The sequence below is a fragment of the Streptomyces sp. NPDC059909 genome, from assembly GCF_042730885.1.
Taxonomy (GTDB): domain Bacteria; phylum Actinomycetota; class Actinomycetes; order Streptomycetales; family Streptomycetaceae; genus Streptomyces.
The window spans coordinates 37,378-52,210 of sequence record NZ_JBHWKX010000053.1 but is presented as its reverse complement, the minus strand read 5'-3'; the positions used below and the strand labels follow the sequence as shown (position 1 = coordinate 52,210).

The following is a 14,833-nucleotide window of genomic DNA, read 5'->3' as shown; positions in this document are numbered from 1 at the left end:
CGACAAGAAGAACCGGGCAAGCCAGGCCCTGTTCACCTGCCGGAACTGCGGGGTCGTTGCCCACGCAGACCGGAATGCCTCCCGCAACATCGCCCAGCGCGGCGAGGCTGCGTGGACTGCGGGGCGTGAGTCACGCGTCCCTGCCACCCCATAGGGGTGTCTGGACGCAGGAGCCCACCCAGCAGCCAGTTGGGCACTACCTCCAAGCCCGGTCGTTTACGGCCGGGTCAAGTTGACTCCTCATCGCGGGTCAGCCGGTTCCAGACCGGTCCTCCCGGCCTGACCGCAGGGCTGACGAGTACGGTCAACAGTGTCTTCTCGACGTACGCGCGCCGCTCTACGAAGTCAAGTCCATCCCACACTCGCCTCAAGTCAACCGGTCTCCCCTGCGTGCGCAGTGAGCGACGGCGCCACTCGTTCCGCTCGTTGATCAGTCGGCGCTCTTTCGCCTCCGCCTTCGCAAGGAACGCGAAGAACCGCTCCTTGCTGACCAGACGCTGTTCGCGGCGCTCCGTCCAGTCCTGGATGTCCTCCCGGACACGGGCCAGTCGTTCCTCAACTTGCCATTGCGCTAGGGTGCGTTTCAGAAGTGGATCTTGATACATGAAGATCCACTTCTGAAACGCACCCTAGGTCACCTCAGTGGGCTCGCTGCACCAAGTCGTCGGTCATGCCGTGAGGTTACTTCCGCCAATGCTCTGCTCGTGGAGATCCCGGCGCCGCTGGGGATCGCGACGAGAGTCATGTCGCGAGCGTACGCAGCACGGCGACACGACGGCGACCGGATTACCCGGGCTCCGGACCGCGCCCGTCTCGGAGTCCGCTTTCCGCCCGATCCGCTCCCACTCGGCGCCCCGACCTGCCCCGTCAGCCCGCCGGACGCCCGTCCACCAGCTCCACCGGCCCCGTACCCCCGTCGAGCGCGTCGAGGGCGGCCAGGACCCGGGAGCCCAGGGACCCGAGCAGATACGTCGTGATCTCGTCGCGGGCCACCAGCTTCCAGGAGATCAGCTCCTCCTCCTGCAGCCGGATCGCCTTGAAGCCGTCGCCGCCGAGCACCCCGCCGTCGTAGACGTACGCCACGATCGGCGGGCGCTGCGCGCCCCGCACCCAGTCGACCGCGAGCAGCCGGCCGGGCGTGACGTCCAGGCCGATCTCCTCGAGGGTCTCGCGGCGCGCGGCCTCGCGCGGGGTCTCGCCGGCGTCGGACTCGATCGTGCCGCCCGGGAGGGCCCAGCCCTCGCGGTAGTTGGGCTCGACGAGCAGCACCCGGCCCTCCGCGTCACGGAAGAGCGTGGCGGCGCCGGAGAGGACACGGGGGAGGCCGGCGATGTACGTGGCGTAGTCCGAGGTGGTCACCGGTGCAGCCTAACGGCCCGTCGGCCGGGCCCGGGACCCCGTGTCAGGTGGACGCCAACCGGGCCGTGCGGTCCGCCAGTTCGCCGATCCTCGCGCCGTCGAAGCCGAACACCGCGCTGCGTACGCGGTCCTCCAGCGGCCGGGTCCACTGGGGTGGGATGCCGGACGCGCCGGCGAGCACCCCGGCGACCGATCCGGCCGTCGCGCCGTTGGAGTCCGTGTCGAGACCGCCGCGGACCGTGAGGGCGATGGTGGTGGTGAAGTCCCCGGCGCCGTACAGCAGTCCGGCCGTGATGACCGACGCGTTGGGGACGGTGTGGATCCAGCCGAGCCGCCCGTGCTCCTCTTCCAGCGCGGTGAGGGCATCGGACCAGGTCAGTCCGCTGTCGTACAGGGCCGCCGTACGGCGGACCGCACGCGCGAGCCGGCTGCTCGCCGGGATGCGGTCGAGGGCCGTCTCGATCGCCTCGCGCGCATCCGCCGCCGTGAACGCCGCCGCGACCATCGCGGCCGCCCACATCGCCCCGTAGACGCCGTTGCCGGTGTGGGACAGCACCGCGTCGCGGCGGGCGAGGGACGCGGCGCGGTGCGGGTCACCGGGGGAGGTCCAGCCGAAGATGTCGGCGCGGATCAGGGCGCCGATCCACTCCTGGTACGGGTTGTCGTACGTGGCCGTCAGCGGCGGTTTCAGGCCGGACGTGAGATTGCGGTACGCCGCCCGCTCCGCCGTGAACGTCTGCAGATACGGGAGCCTCAGCAGCCACAGCTCGCCGACCTGCTCCGTGGTGAAGCCGAAGCCATGGGTCTCGAGGAGATGCAGTCCGAGGATCGCGTAGTCCACGTCGTCGTCACGGGAACTGCCGTGGATCCGGCCGCGGACGCACTGCCGCCACTCGGGGCGCAGCTCGAACTCTCCTTCGGGCGCGTCCGGTGGGGGCTCGGGGAGGTAGTCGGTGAGCGGGAGCGCGTCGGTGAGCCGGAGGTAGCGGTCGATGCGGTCGCGCGTCCAGTAGTCCCCGCGTTCGACGGGCTTCCCGAGCATGTTGCCGGCGATCCGGCCGAGCCAGCCGCCGAGGATCCGGTCGGCCGTCCGCGTGCCTTGAGGGGTCATGATGCGGGGTGTACCCGGTTCCGGCTCAGACATCGGGCCCGCCCTCGGCGCGCGCCGCCCTCGCCCCGGCCCCGGCCGTCGTGGTCACCGGAGCCTCGCCGCCCACGCCACCACCGCGACGACCGCGGCCACGCCGATTCCGATGATGGCGCGGTCGGGTGAAGGAACGGGCGGCGCCGGCCGATCGATCAGATCCGTACGTTCCGTGTTCATGTCGCCCCACTATGGTGCGACATAGGCCTGTATCAGGGGGTGGCACGCCGTCTCGGGGTGCGGATAGGGTCGGGGCGGCGCGACTGCCTGTTCGAAAGCAAGGGATAGCAAGGTGGCGGACGGAGCAGTTACTGCCGCGCGAGTGCTCGTGGCGGCGGACAAGTTCAAGGGCTCGCTTACGGCCGTGCAGGTCGCGGAGCGGGTGACGGCCGGGCTGCGGCGGGTCGTCCCGGGGCTTCCCGTGGAGACCCTGCCCGTCGCCGACGGCGGCGACGGCACGGTCGCGGCGGCGGTCGCCGCGGGGTTCGAGCGCCGTGAGGTGCGGGTGACGGGGCCGACCGGCGAGCCCGTGACGGCCGCGTTCGCGCTGCGCGACACCACCGCGGTGGTGGAGATGGCGGAGGCGTCGGGCCTCCAGCACCTCCCCGACGGGGTCTTCGCTCCGCTCACGGCGACGACGTACGGCTCCGGCGAGCTGCTGAGCGCGGCGCTGGACGCGGGGGCGCGGACCATCGTCTTCGGCGTCGGGGGCAGCGCGACCACGGACGGCGGGGCCGGGATGCTGGCCGCGCTGGGTGCGCGCTTCCTGGACGCGGACGGCAAGCCCGTCGGACCCGGCGGCGGCGCGCTGATCGATGTGGCCTCCGCCGACCTGTGCGGCCTCGACGCCCGTTTCAAGGACGTCGACCTGGTCCTCGCCAGCGATGTGGACAACCCGCTGACCGGCCCGAAAGGCGCGCCCGCCGTCTTCGGCCCGCAGAAGGGTGCCTCGCCGGAGGACGTCGCCGCGCTGGACGCGGCGCTGGCCCACTACGCCTCCGTCCTCGGCCCCGAGCAGGCCGCGCTGCCCGGCGCGGGCGCCGCGGGCGGCATCGGCTACGGCGCTCTGGTCGCGCTCGGTGCGCGTTTCCGTCCCGGCATCGAGGTCATGCTCGACATCCTCGGCTTCGCCCCGGCGCTGTCCAGGGCGACGCTCGTCATCACCGGCGAGGGCTCCCTGGACGAGCAGACCCTCCACGGCAAGGCCCCGGCGGGCGTCGCCGCGGCCGCCCGCGCGGAGGGCAAGGAAGTCGTCGCGGTCTGCGGCCGCCTCGCGCTCCCGCCCGAGGCCGTCGGCAAGGCCGGCATCCGCCGCGCGTACGCCCTCCTGGACCTGGAGCCGGACCCTGCGGTCTGCATGGCGCAGGCGGGTCCGCTGCTGGAGCGCCTCGCGGAGAACATCGCACGGGACTTCCTCGTCGGAAGCTGACCCGCGCCCCCCTGGACCGAGCGGCCGCGTGCCCCCGCCGGAAACCGTCCGGCGGGGGCACGCGTGTGTCCCTACCACCAGTAGCTCGGATACCGGGGCGTCTTCCCGCTGCGCCCCACGACGATGCCCACGGCGACGATGACCGCCGTGGCCAGCAGCAGAAGCAGCAGGAAGCTCGCCGGAGCGGGCTCGGTGAGCACCACGATGACCGACGTCGCGGCGGCGGGTGAGTGCGGCGTACGGGTGAGCCCCATAGCGCCGATGGAGAGACCGCCGGCCACTGCGGCGGTCCACAGTGAACTGCCGCCGATCCCCAGGGCGACGAAACCGACGACGGTGGAGATGAGCTGGCCGCCGATGACGCTGCGGGGCTGGGCGAGCGGCAGCGCCGGGGCGGCGAAGACGAGGGCCGCACTGGCGGCCAGCGGCGGGATGAGCACCGTATGGCCGAGAGCCGCGCCGATCGCGACCAGAGAGACCAGCGACACCACGCCGCCCAGGGTGGCGACCGAGATGGCGGACTTCGCCGCGTGTGACGGGGCCTTGCCTGCCCAGGCGGTGGCCAGGCGTCGTACGGCGGTGCGCTCGGTCGTCGAGATGTCGGACACGGATGTTCCCTCCCACAGAGCTGTCCGGAACTTGCGTGCGAGGACCATACTGTATGCAGTATGTATTGGTCGCGTGTTTGGTCATCGATCGCGGCAGGTGGAGCGATGGGCGACAGGGCGGACGAGGAGGGCGGCGGGCCGGCCGTCGGCCAACTTCCGCTGTCCGGCGAGCCGTTGCCGCTGGAGCTGGCGAACACGGGTAAGTCAGGGCGGAGCGCGCGCTCACGCCGTGGACGCGCTCACCCGACCGGCGGAGCAAGACGAGTGGAGGACGCAGGGCCGCGCCGCGGACCCGGGGCACGCTGCGGTGGTCGACGCGCCGGCCAGGGCTGCCGCCCAGTGGCAGGAGTTGGGTGCCGGGCCGTCCTTCGAGATCTCCTGCGGGTGGCGCTCGACGAGGTCGCGACGGAGGCGCGGGGCTCCTCCGGCGAGGGCGCCGCACAGCCCGGTGCCCGGCCAGGGCAAGGGCAAGGCGCCGGGTCAGGCCGGGCGGTTGCGTGCGTAGTGGCGCTGCGCCTTGGCGCGGTTGCCGCAACCTGCCATGGAGCACCAGCGCCGGGTGCCGTTCTTGGACACGTCGTAGAAGTGCAGCAGGCACTCGTGGTTCGCGCACGGGCGGATCCGGTCGGGGCGGTCGGCGAGCAGTCGCAGCCAGTTCTCGGCCGCGGACCAGGCCGGCAGCCAGGACGGGTCGTCCACCTCGGTGTCGTCCTCCGGCTGCCCGTCGGAGCCCAGCAGGTGGCGGACACGCCCGTGCTCCAGTACCGCATTGAGCGCGTCCACGGCCTTCGCCGACGGCCGCGCGGGCGAGGCGACGAGCGCGTCGAGCGCCGCCCGGGCCTGGAGGAGCCGCTCCAGCGTGTCGCGGTGCGCTGGAACGGGACGGTCGCCGAGCGCCTCGCGGACGGGAGGACTGCCGAGCCATACGGACAGGCCGGCGACGGAGTCCAGCAGGTCGTGGCGGCCGTCCGCGTCGATCCAGCGGGTGTTGAGGAGATCGACGGAGAGGGGCTCGCCGGTCAGCGGCCGGGGGTCGGCCTCGATGGTGGGCGGCACAGGAAGCTCCCTCCTTCGCGGTGGACAGGGCGGACAGGGCGTCGTCGCAACGTCCACAGTAACCGGTCATCCCTTGATCAGCAGTTGACGTTCCGGGTACGACGAAGGGCCCGGGTGCCGTGCACCCGGGCCCTTCGTCGTCGTACGGATGTTGCCGCGTCAGCGGCTACGGCAGCTGCGCCGAAGCCCGCGCCTCACGCCGGTTGTCCCGGAACGTGTTCACCCGCCGCGCCGTCGCGAACAGCGGGATCGTCGCCGCGAGCACGATCTGCAGCGCGCAGCCGGTCTGGAGCAGCAGCTGACCGCCCGGCGCGTCGAACGCCCAGGCCGCCAGCAGACCCATCGCGGACACGATCCAGCCGAGCATCGCCACCGCGAGGACACCCCGCGGCTTCGGGTACTCGACCCGGCTCACCATCAGCCAGGCCGTGCCGATGATCGCGAGCAGCGTCGGGATGAACGGCAGCTCGAGGAGCACGATCGAGACGACCGTCAGCGCGCCGAAGGGGCTCGGCATGCCCTGGAACATGCCGTCCTTCATCGTCACGCACGAGAATCTGGCCAGTCGCAGCACGACCGCGAGCAGCACCACGATCGCGGCGACCGCCGAGACCTTCTGGTGGGCGTCGTCGGCGACCATTCCGTACACGAGGACGAAGTACGCCGGCGCCAGCCCGAAGCTGATCAGGTCGGACAGGTTGTCCAGCTCCGCGCCCATCGGCGAGCTGCGCAGCTTGCGTGCCACGAGCCCGTCGCAGAGGTCGAAGATCGCCGCGCAGAGCATGAGGATCACGGCGGTGGCCGCGGAGTGCCGGGCCATGCCGCTCTCGCCGCTGCCGACGAGGTGGGGGATCAGGATCCCGGTGGTGGTGAAGTACACCGCCATGAATCCGCACGTCGCGTTACCGAGCGTGAGGGTGTCCGCTATCGAGAGCCGCAGGGAGAGGGGCATCTCCTCGGCTTCGTCGGCGGCCCCGGACGCGGACGCGGACTCGGAGCCCTCGGCATCCCGAACCCAGCCCGCCTCTGTCTCGGGATCAATCACGGTCAATGCGAGTCACCCCCGCAGTCGTGGCCTGGCCGACCTCGACAGCGACCTCGACACCTGCGGGAAGGTAGATGTCGACCCGCGAGCCGAAGCGGATCAGGCCGATGCGCTCACCCTGCTCGACCTTGGTGCCCTGCGGGATGTACGGAACGATGCGACGGGCGACGGCGCCCGCGATCTGGACCATCTCGATGTCACCGAGCTCGGTGTCGAAGTGCCAGACAACGCGCTCGTTGTTCTCGCTCTCCTTGTTGAACGCCGGGACGAATCCGCCGGGCACGTGCTCGACGGACGTCACCGTGCCGGCGAGCGGAGCGCGGTTGACGTGGACGTTCAGCGGGCTCATGAAGATGGCGACGCGGGTGCGCCCGTCCTTCCACGGCATGATGCTCTGCACCACACCGTCGGCCGGGGAGATGACCCGGCCCTGGGCGATCTCGCGCTCGGGGTCGCGGAAGAACCACAGCATGCCCGCCGCGAGGGCGGTGGTGGGCACGGCGATGGCGGCGGCACGCCTCGACCGGCGCGCACGCGCCAGGCTCAGGGCCGCGGTCGCGACGGTCGGCAGGAGCCACGGCGATGCTCCGCGCGCGAGGCGGACACGGCCGCGTGGTGCAGAGGTTTGGCTGTGGGGCATGGATGACCTTCGTAGCGGATGATGCCGCGCTGGCAACAGGGGGACGGCGGCTTTCCGGCGATGCTATCGGTTGCGGGCCGCAACTGGGCAAGCCAAAAGTCGAGTCGGCGGCCGGAAGGCGATCACAGGGTGTGATCTTCTTCGCGGCCAAACCGACTCAAAAGCGACGATCAGCCCTGGAATCGGTACTCCTCGAGGAGCCGACGACCAATGATCATTTTCTGGATCTCGGCGGTACCTTCGCCGATCAACAGCATCGGAGCCTCACGGTAGAGGCGCTCGATCTCGTACTCCTTGGAGAAGCCGTAACCGCCGTGGATGCGGAAGGCGTCCTCGACGACTTCCTTGCAGTACTCGGACGCGAGGTACTTCGCCATCCCTGCCTCCAGGTCATTTCGCTCCCCGGAGTCCTTTTTGCGAGCTGCGTTGACCATCATGGCATGGGCGGCCTCGACCTTGGTAGCCATCTCGGCGAGCTTGAACTGAATGGCCTGATGCTGCGCGATCGGCTTTCCGAAAGTGTGACGCTGCTGGGCATAAGAGACACCCAGCTCGAAGGCGCGCTGAGCGACACCGCAGCCACGCGCCGCCACATTCACGCGGCCGACTTCCACTCCGTCCATCATTTGGTAAAACCCTCGGCCCGTGGTGCCGCCGAGGACCCGATTGGCCGGAATGCGCAGTCCGTCCATGATGAGCTCGGTCGTGTCGACGCCCTTGTAGCCCATCTTGTCGATCTTCCCCGGGATGGTGAGACCGGGCCGGACCTCTCCGAAGCCGGGCTCCTTCTCGATCAGGAAGGTCGTCATCGACTTGTGCGGGGCCGTGCCCTCGGGGTGTCCTTCGTCACTTCGCACGAGAACCGCGACCAGGGTCGACGTGCCGCCGTTCGTCAGCCACATCTTCTGGCCGTTCAGGACGTACTCGTCGCCGTTCTTCACCGCCTTCGACGTGATCGCCGACACGTCCGAGCCGAGACCCGGCTCGGACATCGAGAACGCGCCACGCACCTCGCCGGCCGCCATACGGGGCAGGAAGTAGTCCTTCTGCTCCTGCGTGCCGTGCTGCTTCAGCATGTACGCCACGATGAAGTGCGTGTTGATGATGCCCGAGACGGACATCCAGCCACGGGCGATCTCCTCGACGCACAGCGCGTACGTGAGCAGGGACTCGCCCAGCCCCCCGTACTCCTCGGGAATCATCAGGCCGAAGAGTCCGAGCTCCTTGAGGCCGTCGACGATCTGCTGCGGGTACTCGTCGCGGTGCTCCAGCTCCGTCGCGACCGGAATGATCTCCTTGTCGACGAAGTCCCGGACGGTCGACAGGATCTCCTGCTGGATGTCGGTCAGACCAGCGGTCTGGGCGAGTCGGGCCATGACTACTTCTCCGCCTTCTTCGAGGGCTCGATCAGCTCCGGGCGGCCGGGCTGCTCGCCGCCGCGCTCCTTGATGTACGTCTCGGTGGGGACCATCACCTTGCGGCGGAACACGCACACGAGCGTGCCGTCCTGCTTGTAGCCCTTGGTCTCGACGTAGACGATCCCGCGGTCGCTCTTCGACTTCGACGGGGTCTTGTCGAGGACGGTCGTCTCGCCGTAGATCGTGTCGCCGTGGAAGGTCGGCGCCACGTGCCGCAGCGACTCGATCTCCAGATTGGCGATGGCCTTGCCCGAGACGTCCGGCACGGACATGCCGAGCAGCAGCGAGTAGATGTAGTTGCCCACGACAACGTTCTTCCCGAAGTCCGTCGTCTTCTCCGCATAGTTCGTGTCCATGTGGAGCGGGTGGTGGTTCATCGTGAGCAGGCAGAAGAGGTGGTCGTCGTACTCCGTGACCGTCTTCCCGGGCCAGTGCTTGTAGACCGCGCCGACCTCGAACTCCTCGTACGTGCGTCCGAACTGCATGGTGCTCAGGCCTCCGGGGCTTCGAACTTCGAGGTACGGGCCATACCGGCGGCGCGGCCCTTGCCGGAGATGACCAGGGCCATCTTGCGGCTGGCCTCGTCGATCATCTCGTCGCCGAGCATCGCCGAGCCCTTCTTGCCGCCCGCCTCGGACGTGTAGTACTCGTACGCGTCCAGGATCAGCTCGGCGTGGTCGTAGTCCTCCTGGGAGGGCGAGAAGATCTCGTTGGACGCCTCGACCTGGCCGGGGTGCAGCACCCACTTGCCGTCGAAGCCGAGCGCCGCGGCGCGCTGCGCCACCTCGCGGTAGCCGTCGATGTTGCGGATCTGGAGGTACGGGCCGTCGATCGCCTGGAGGTTGTTGGCGCGGGCGGCCATGAGGATCTTCATCAGGATGTAGTGGTAGGCGTCCGCCGGGTAGCCGGGCGGCTGCTCGCCGACGACAAGGGACTTCATGTTGATCGAGGCCATGAAGTCGGCGGGGCCGAAGATGATCGTCTCCACGCGCGGGGACGCCTGGGCGATCGCGTTGACGTTGTTGAGGCCCTGGGCGTTCTCGATCTGCGCCTCGATGCCGATCTTGCCGACCTCGAAGCCCATGGTCTTCTCGATCTGGGTCAGCAGGAGGTCGAGGGCGACGATCTGCTCGGCGTCCTGGACCTTCGGCAGCATGATGCAGTCGAGGTTCTGGCCCGCACCCTCGACGACCGTCACGACGTCCCGGTACGTCCACTGCGTCGTCCAGTCGTTGACCCGCACGACGCGCGTCTTGCCCGTCCAGTCGCCCTCGTTGAGGAACTTGACGATCGTGTGCCGCGCCTCGGGCTTGGCGAGCGGCGCACAGGCGTCCTCCAGGTCCAGGAAGACCTGGTCGGCCGGCAGGCCCTGGGCCTTCTCCAGGAACCGCGGGTTCGAACCGGGCACCGCGAGGCAGGAGCGGCGCGGGCGCAGCCGGTTGACGGGCGTGGTCATGCGGGGACCTCCAGAGGGTCGAGCTTGTTCGCTGTACGGATCTCGTCGACGATACGGCCGATGATCTCCGTGATACCGAAGTCCTTCGGGGTGAAGACGGCGGCCACACCCGCACGCTTCAGATCCTCGGCATCGCTGTTCGGGATGATCCCGCCCACGATCACCGGGATGTCGGACGCGCCCGCCTCACGCAGGCGCGACAGTACGTCAGGGACCAGCTCGGCGTGCGAGCCGGACAGGATCGACAGGCCCACGCAGTGCACGTCCTCCGCGAGCGCGGCACTGACGATCTGCTCGGGCGTGAGCCGGATGCCCTGGTAGACCACCTCGAAGCCCGCGTCGCGCGCCCGCACGGCGATCTGCTCGGCACCGTTGGAGTGCCCGTCCAGGCCGGGCTTGCCGACCAGCAGTCGCAGCCGGCCCGAGCCCAGCTCGTCGGCGGTACGGGACACCTTCTCGCGGACGAGTGCCAGCGGCGTGCCCTCCTCGGCGGTCACCGCGACCGGCGCGGACGACACACCGGTCGGGGCGCGGAACTCGCCGAAGACGTCCCGCAGCGCCCAGGCCCACTCGCCGGTGGTGACGCCCGCGCGGGCGCACTCCACGGTGGCGGCCATCAGATTGCCCTCGCCCGCCGCCGTGGCCTTCAGCGCCGCGAGGGCCTCCTGGGCACGGCTCTCGTCGCGGTTGTCGCGCCACTCGTGGAGCTTCGCGACGACACGCGCCTCGTTCGCCGGGTCGACGGTCATGATCGCGGTGTCGAGGTCCGCGGTGAGCGGGTTGGGCTCGGTGGTCTCGAAGATGTTGACGCCGACGATCTTCTCGTCACCGGCCTCGATCCGGGCCCGCCGCTCGGCGTGCGAGGACACCAGCTGCGACTTGAGGTACCCGGACTCGACGGCCGCCATCGCGCCGCCCATCTCCTGGATCCGCTCGATCTCGGCGAGCGACTCCGCGACCAGGGCTTCCACCTTGGCCTCGATGACGTGCGAGCCCGCGAAGATGTCCTCGTACTCCAGCAGGTCCGACTCGTGCGCGAGGACCTGCTGGATGCGCAGCGACCACTGCTGGTCCCAGGGCCTGGGCAGGCCCAGCGCCTCGTTCCACGCAGGGAGCTGCACGGCACGGGCGCGGGCGTCCTTCGAGAGCGTCACGGCCAGCATCTCGAGGACGATGCGCTGGACGTTGTTCTCCGGCTGGGCCTCGGTCAGACCGAGCGAGTTGACCTGGACGCCGTAGCGGAAGCGGCGCTGCTTGGCGTTCTCGATGCCGTAGCGCTCACGCGTGACCGTGTCCCAGATGCGGCCGAAGGCGCGCATCTTGCACATCTCCTCGATGAAGCGGACGCCCGCGTTCACGAAGAAGGAGATCCGGGCGACGACGTCGCCGAACTTCTCCTGCGGCACCTGCCCGGAGTCGCGCACCGCGTCCAGGACGGCGATCGCCGTGGACATCGCGTAGGCGATCTCCTGGACCGGCGTGGCCCCGGCCTCCTGCAGGTGGTAGCTGCAGATGTTGATCGGGTTCCACTTGGGGATGTGCGCCACCGTGTAGGTGATCATGTCGGTCGTCAGCCGCAGCGAGGGACCCGGCGGGAAGACGTGCGTCCCGCGCGACAGGTACTCCTTGACGATGTCGTTCTGCGTCGTCCCCTGGAGCTGGGTGATGTCCGCGCCCTGCTCCTCCGCGACCACCTGGTAGAGCGCCAGCAGCCACATGGCGGTGGCGTTGATGGTCATCGATGTGTTCATCTGCTCCAGGGGGATGTCCTGGAACAGCCGCCGCATGTCACCGAGGTGCGAGACCGGGACCCCGACCCGGCCGACCTCGCCGCGGGCGAGGACGTGGTCGGGGTCGTAGCCGGTCTGCGTCGGCAGGTCGAACGCGACCGACAGGCCGGTCTGGCCCTTGGCGAGATTGCGCCGGTACAGCTCGTTGGACGCCTCGGCCGTGGAGTGACCGGCGTACGTGCGCATGAGCCACGGCCGGTCCTTCTGACGCTCTGTCATCTGATGGACCTCTGACTCAGATGTTCCGGAAGCGGTTGATGGCGTCGAGGTGCTTGGCACGCATCTCCTCGTCGCGCACGCCCAGGCCCTCGCGGGGCGCCAGCACGAGCACGCCGACCTTGCCCTGGTGGAGGTTGCGGTGCACGTCGTACGCGGCCTGGCCGGTCTCCTCCAGGGAGTAGACCTTCGACAGGGTGGGGTGGATCTTGCCCTTGGCGATCAGGCGGTTGGCCTCCCAGGCCTCGCGGTAGTTCGCGAAGTGCGAGCCGATGATGCGCTTCAGCGACATCCACAGGTAGCGGTTGTCGTACTCGTGGTTGTAGCCCGACGTGGACGCGCAGGTCACGATCGTGCCGCCCTTGCGCGTGACGTAGACGGACGCGCCGAAGGTCTCCCGGCCCGGGTGCTCGAAGACGATGTCGACGTCCTCGCCACCGGTGAGCTCGCGGATGCGCTTGCCGAAGCGCTTCCACTCCTTCGGGTCCTGGGTGTGCTCGTCCTTCCAGAACTTGTAGCCCTCGGCGTTGCGGTCGATGATCGCCTCGGCGCCCATCGCCCGGCAGATGTCGGCCTTCTGGTCGCTGGAGACGACACAGATCGGGTTGGCGCCGCCGGCGAGGGCGAACTGGGTGGCGTACGAGCCGAGTCCACCGCTCGCGCCCCAGATCAGGACGTTGTCGCCCTGCTTCATCCCGGCGCCGTTGCGGGAGACCAGCTGGCGGTACGCGGTGGAGTTGACCAGACCCGGTGCCGCCGCCTCCTCCCAGCTCAGGTGCTTGGGCTTGGGCATCAGCTGGTTCGACTTGACAAGTGCGATCTCTGCCAGGCCGCCGAAGTTGGTCTCGAAGCCCCAGATCCGCTGCTCGGGGTCGAGCATCGTGTCGTTGTGGCCGTCGGAGCTCTCCAGCTCGACGGAGAGGCAGTGCGCGACGACCTCGTCACCAGGCTGCCAGGCGTTGACGCCGGGGCCGGTGCGCAGGACGACGCCGGCGAGGTCGGAGCCGATGATGTGGTACGGCAGGTCGTGGCGCTTGGTGAGCTCGGAGAGCTTTCCGTAGCGCTCCAGGAAGCCGAAGGTCGGGAGCGGCTCGAAGATCGAGGTCCAGACGGAGTTGTAGTTGACCGAGCTGGCCATGACCGCCACGAGCGCCTCACCGGGGCCGAGCTCGGGGACGGGCACGTCGTCGAGGTGGAGCGACTTGCGCGGGTCCTTCTCGCGCGTCGCCAGGCCCGAGAACATCTCGGTCTCGTCCTTGTGCACGGTCACCGCACGGTACGACTCGGGGAGGGGCAGTGCGGCGAAGTCGGCGGACGTGGAGTCCGGCGACTGAATCGCGTCCAGGATTTCCTTCACGGTGTTGCCTCCGGCGAAGAGCGTTCGATTTCGGGGAACGCTGAGGGGAACGTCGGGAGTGCTGCTTCGGAGGTGCCGTCGGTTCGGCGGGGGTGGTGCTGTGGCAGCGCTTTTGTGGGCGCGGGAGGTTGCCTGTGACGCAGGCGTCCGGGCGCGCGAGCCGGGAGGCTTGCGGGGACAGCCGGCGTACGAGAGTTCTCTGCACGCCGGCCGCCCGGACATCATCAACGTATGGCACCGCGTGCCAGGCCGCAAGACACTGGGTGCCAACAATTTCACTCAGATGCAATCTGGGCGTCACAAATGAGCGATGATCGATCAGGTGTCCCGATGTGGATCAGGCAGGTTCACGCCACGGATGCCGGGGATTCGGAAGCGCGGTTCATGATCGCCAGAAAAGGCCACCCCGAGCGAGCAAGGAACAACGTTGTCATCGACTCTTTCGTCACCGTCTCGTCGCACGCTGCTGGCGGCGGGCGCCGCCGGCGCCGCCACCGCACTGCTCGGTGCCGGGCCGGCCGCCGCCGCGGACCTCAAGCCGACCGCCGCCGTGCGTGTCCTGACCTACAACATCCATCACGGAGCGAGCGGTGCCGAGGTCTTCGACCTGGAGCGCGTTGCCGAGGTGATCGAGGCGGTGCGCCCCGACATCGTCGGTCTGCAGGAGGTCGACCGCCACTGGTCCGCGCGCAGCCAGTGGCTCGACCTTCCGGAGTGGTTCTCGGAGCGGCTGGGGATGCGCTACGTGTACGGCGCCAACCTCGACCTCGACCCGCTGGTGCCGGGCGACCCGCGCCGTCAGTACGGCACCGCGATCCTCACCCCGTGGCCGGTCAAGTCCTCGAGCAACACCCTGCTGCCCAAGCTGGGCACCCACGAGCAGCGCGGTCTGCTCCAGGCGGAGATCGAGGTCAACGGCTCCCGGGTGCGGTTCGCCAACACCCACCTGCAGCACAACGACGCCTTCGAGCGGCAGCTGCAGGCCGCCAGGATCCGTGAGCTGCTGGGTGACGACGCCGACCGCACGATCCTCGTCGGCGACCTGAACGCCGTCCCCGGCACCCCCGAGATGCTGACCATGACCGGGTTCCTGAAGGACGCCTGGACCGAGGCGGGCTCGGGTGACGGGTACACCCACGACTCCGAGCACCCGCACGCACGTATCGACTACGTGATGCACTCGTCCGACGTCCGGGCGGAGAGCGCCGCCGTGATCATGAGCGACCCGCTGACCTCCGACCATCTCCCGGTCGCCGCGGACCTGCGGGTCGACAAGGGCCGGTTCTGACCCTGCAGCCGCACCGTTCCGGTCTCC

16 protein-coding genes are annotated in these 14,833 nt (G+C 69.5%); 3 read left to right on the top strand and 13 right to left on the bottom strand.

Going from position 1 to position 14,833, the window contains the following annotated elements; all coding sequences use genetic code 11:
- The coding region (locus tag ACFV9O_RS28900) for a zinc ribbon domain-containing protein (RefSeq protein WP_385422861.1) at nt 1-154 on the top strand (154 nt) is incomplete at its 5' end.
- Nucleotides 155-227: 73 nt separating this feature from the next.
- On the opposite strand, the gene ACFV9O_RS28895 is transcribed toward ACFV9O_RS28900, so the two are convergent.
- The 4 genes from ACFV9O_RS28895 to ACFV9O_RS28880 all read right to left on the bottom strand — a co-directional run bounded on the left by ACFV9O_RS28895 (nt 228) and on the right by ACFV9O_RS28880 (nt 2,683).
- Nucleotides 228-605, bottom strand: coding sequence for a hypothetical protein (locus tag ACFV9O_RS28895; protein ID WP_385422855.1), 378 nt, complete (start codon nt 603-605; stop codon nt 228-230).
- A gap of 262 nt (nt 606-867) precedes the next feature.
- Entirely contained in the window at nt 868-1,359 is a 492-nt protein-coding gene (locus ACFV9O_RS28890; protein WP_385422853.1) for an NUDIX domain-containing protein, read from the bottom strand.
- 43 nt (nt 1,360-1,402) lie between these two features.
- Nucleotides 1,403-2,470 (bottom strand): ADP-ribosylglycohydrolase family protein, encoded by a 1,068-nt coding sequence (locus ACFV9O_RS28885; protein WP_385422851.1) that lies wholly within the window; start codon nt 2,468-2,470, stop codon nt 1,403-1,405.
- Nucleotides 2,471-2,554: 84 nt separating this feature from the next.
- Nucleotides 2,555-2,683 (bottom strand): hypothetical protein, encoded by a 129-nt coding sequence (locus ACFV9O_RS28880; RefSeq protein ID WP_385422849.1) that lies wholly within the window; start codon nt 2,681-2,683, stop codon nt 2,555-2,557.
- A gap of 112 nt (nt 2,684-2,795) precedes the next feature.
- Here ACFV9O_RS28880 and ACFV9O_RS28875 point away from each other — a divergent pair, with 112 nt between their 5' ends.
- A complete protein-coding gene (locus ACFV9O_RS28875) occupies nt 2,796-3,932 on the top strand; it encodes a glycerate kinase (RefSeq protein WP_385422847.1) in 1,137 nt (378 codons plus the stop codon).
- Nucleotides 3,933-4,003: 71 nt separating this feature from the next.
- Here ACFV9O_RS28875 and ACFV9O_RS28870 read toward each other — a convergent pair whose 3' ends face one another.
- From ACFV9O_RS28870 to ccrA, 9 genes are all read right to left on the bottom strand, one after another.
- Nucleotides 4,004-4,447: an HPP family protein gene (locus ACFV9O_RS28870; protein ID WP_385422859.1), complete on the bottom strand. Its 444-nt coding sequence runs from the start codon at nt 4,445-4,447 to the stop codon at nt 4,004-4,006.
- A gap of 573 nt (nt 4,448-5,020) precedes the next feature.
- Nucleotides 5,021-5,596, bottom strand: a complete 576-nt coding sequence (locus tag ACFV9O_RS28865; RefSeq protein ID WP_385422845.1) for a CGNR zinc finger domain-containing protein — start codon at nt 5,594-5,596, stop codon at nt 5,021-5,023.
- 166 nt (nt 5,597-5,762) lie between these two features.
- Entirely contained in the window at nt 5,763-6,647 is an 885-nt protein-coding gene (pssA, locus tag ACFV9O_RS28860) for a CDP-diacylglycerol--serine O-phosphatidyltransferase (RefSeq protein WP_385422843.1), read from the bottom strand.
- A complete protein-coding gene (locus ACFV9O_RS28855; RefSeq protein ID WP_385422841.1) occupies nt 6,634-7,281 on the bottom strand; it encodes a phosphatidylserine decarboxylase in 648 nt (215 codons plus the stop codon). The genes pssA and ACFV9O_RS28855 overlap by 14 nt, the downstream gene beginning before the upstream one ends.
- Before the next feature lie 170 nt (nt 7,282-7,451).
- Nucleotides 7,452-8,657 carry an acyl-CoA dehydrogenase family protein gene (locus tag ACFV9O_RS28850; RefSeq protein ID WP_385422839.1) on the bottom strand — a complete coding sequence of 402 codons (1,206 nt, stop codon included), beginning with the start codon at nt 8,655-8,657 and terminating at the stop codon, nt 7,452-7,454.
- A 2-nt stretch (nt 8,658-8,659) separates the two neighbouring features.
- Nucleotides 8,660-9,184, bottom strand: a complete 525-nt coding sequence (locus tag ACFV9O_RS28845; protein WP_385422837.1) for a MaoC family dehydratase — start codon at nt 9,182-9,184, stop codon at nt 8,660-8,662.
- A 5-nt stretch (nt 9,185-9,189) separates the two neighbouring features.
- Complete coding sequence (locus ACFV9O_RS28840) at nt 9,190-10,155, bottom strand: HpcH/HpaI aldolase/citrate lyase family protein (protein WP_385422835.1); 966 nt, start codon at nt 10,153-10,155, stop codon at nt 9,190-9,192.
- Nucleotides 10,152-12,164 (bottom strand): protein meaA, encoded by a 2,013-nt coding sequence (locus ACFV9O_RS28835; protein ID WP_385422833.1) that lies wholly within the window; start codon nt 12,162-12,164, stop codon nt 10,152-10,154. The genes ACFV9O_RS28840 and ACFV9O_RS28835 overlap by 4 nt, the downstream gene beginning before the upstream one ends.
- 16 nt (nt 12,165-12,180) lie before the next feature.
- A complete protein-coding gene (ccrA, locus tag ACFV9O_RS28830) occupies nt 12,181-13,518 on the bottom strand; it encodes a crotonyl-CoA carboxylase/reductase (RefSeq protein ID WP_385422831.1) in 1,338 nt (445 codons plus the stop codon).
- 427 nt (nt 13,519-13,945) lie between these two features.
- On the opposite strand from ccrA, the gene ACFV9O_RS28825 reads away from it, so the two are divergent.
- Entirely contained in the window at nt 13,946-14,806 is an 861-nt protein-coding gene (locus ACFV9O_RS28825) for an endonuclease/exonuclease/phosphatase family protein (protein ID WP_385422829.1), read from the top strand.
- Nucleotides 14,807-14,833: the final 27 nt, after the last annotated feature.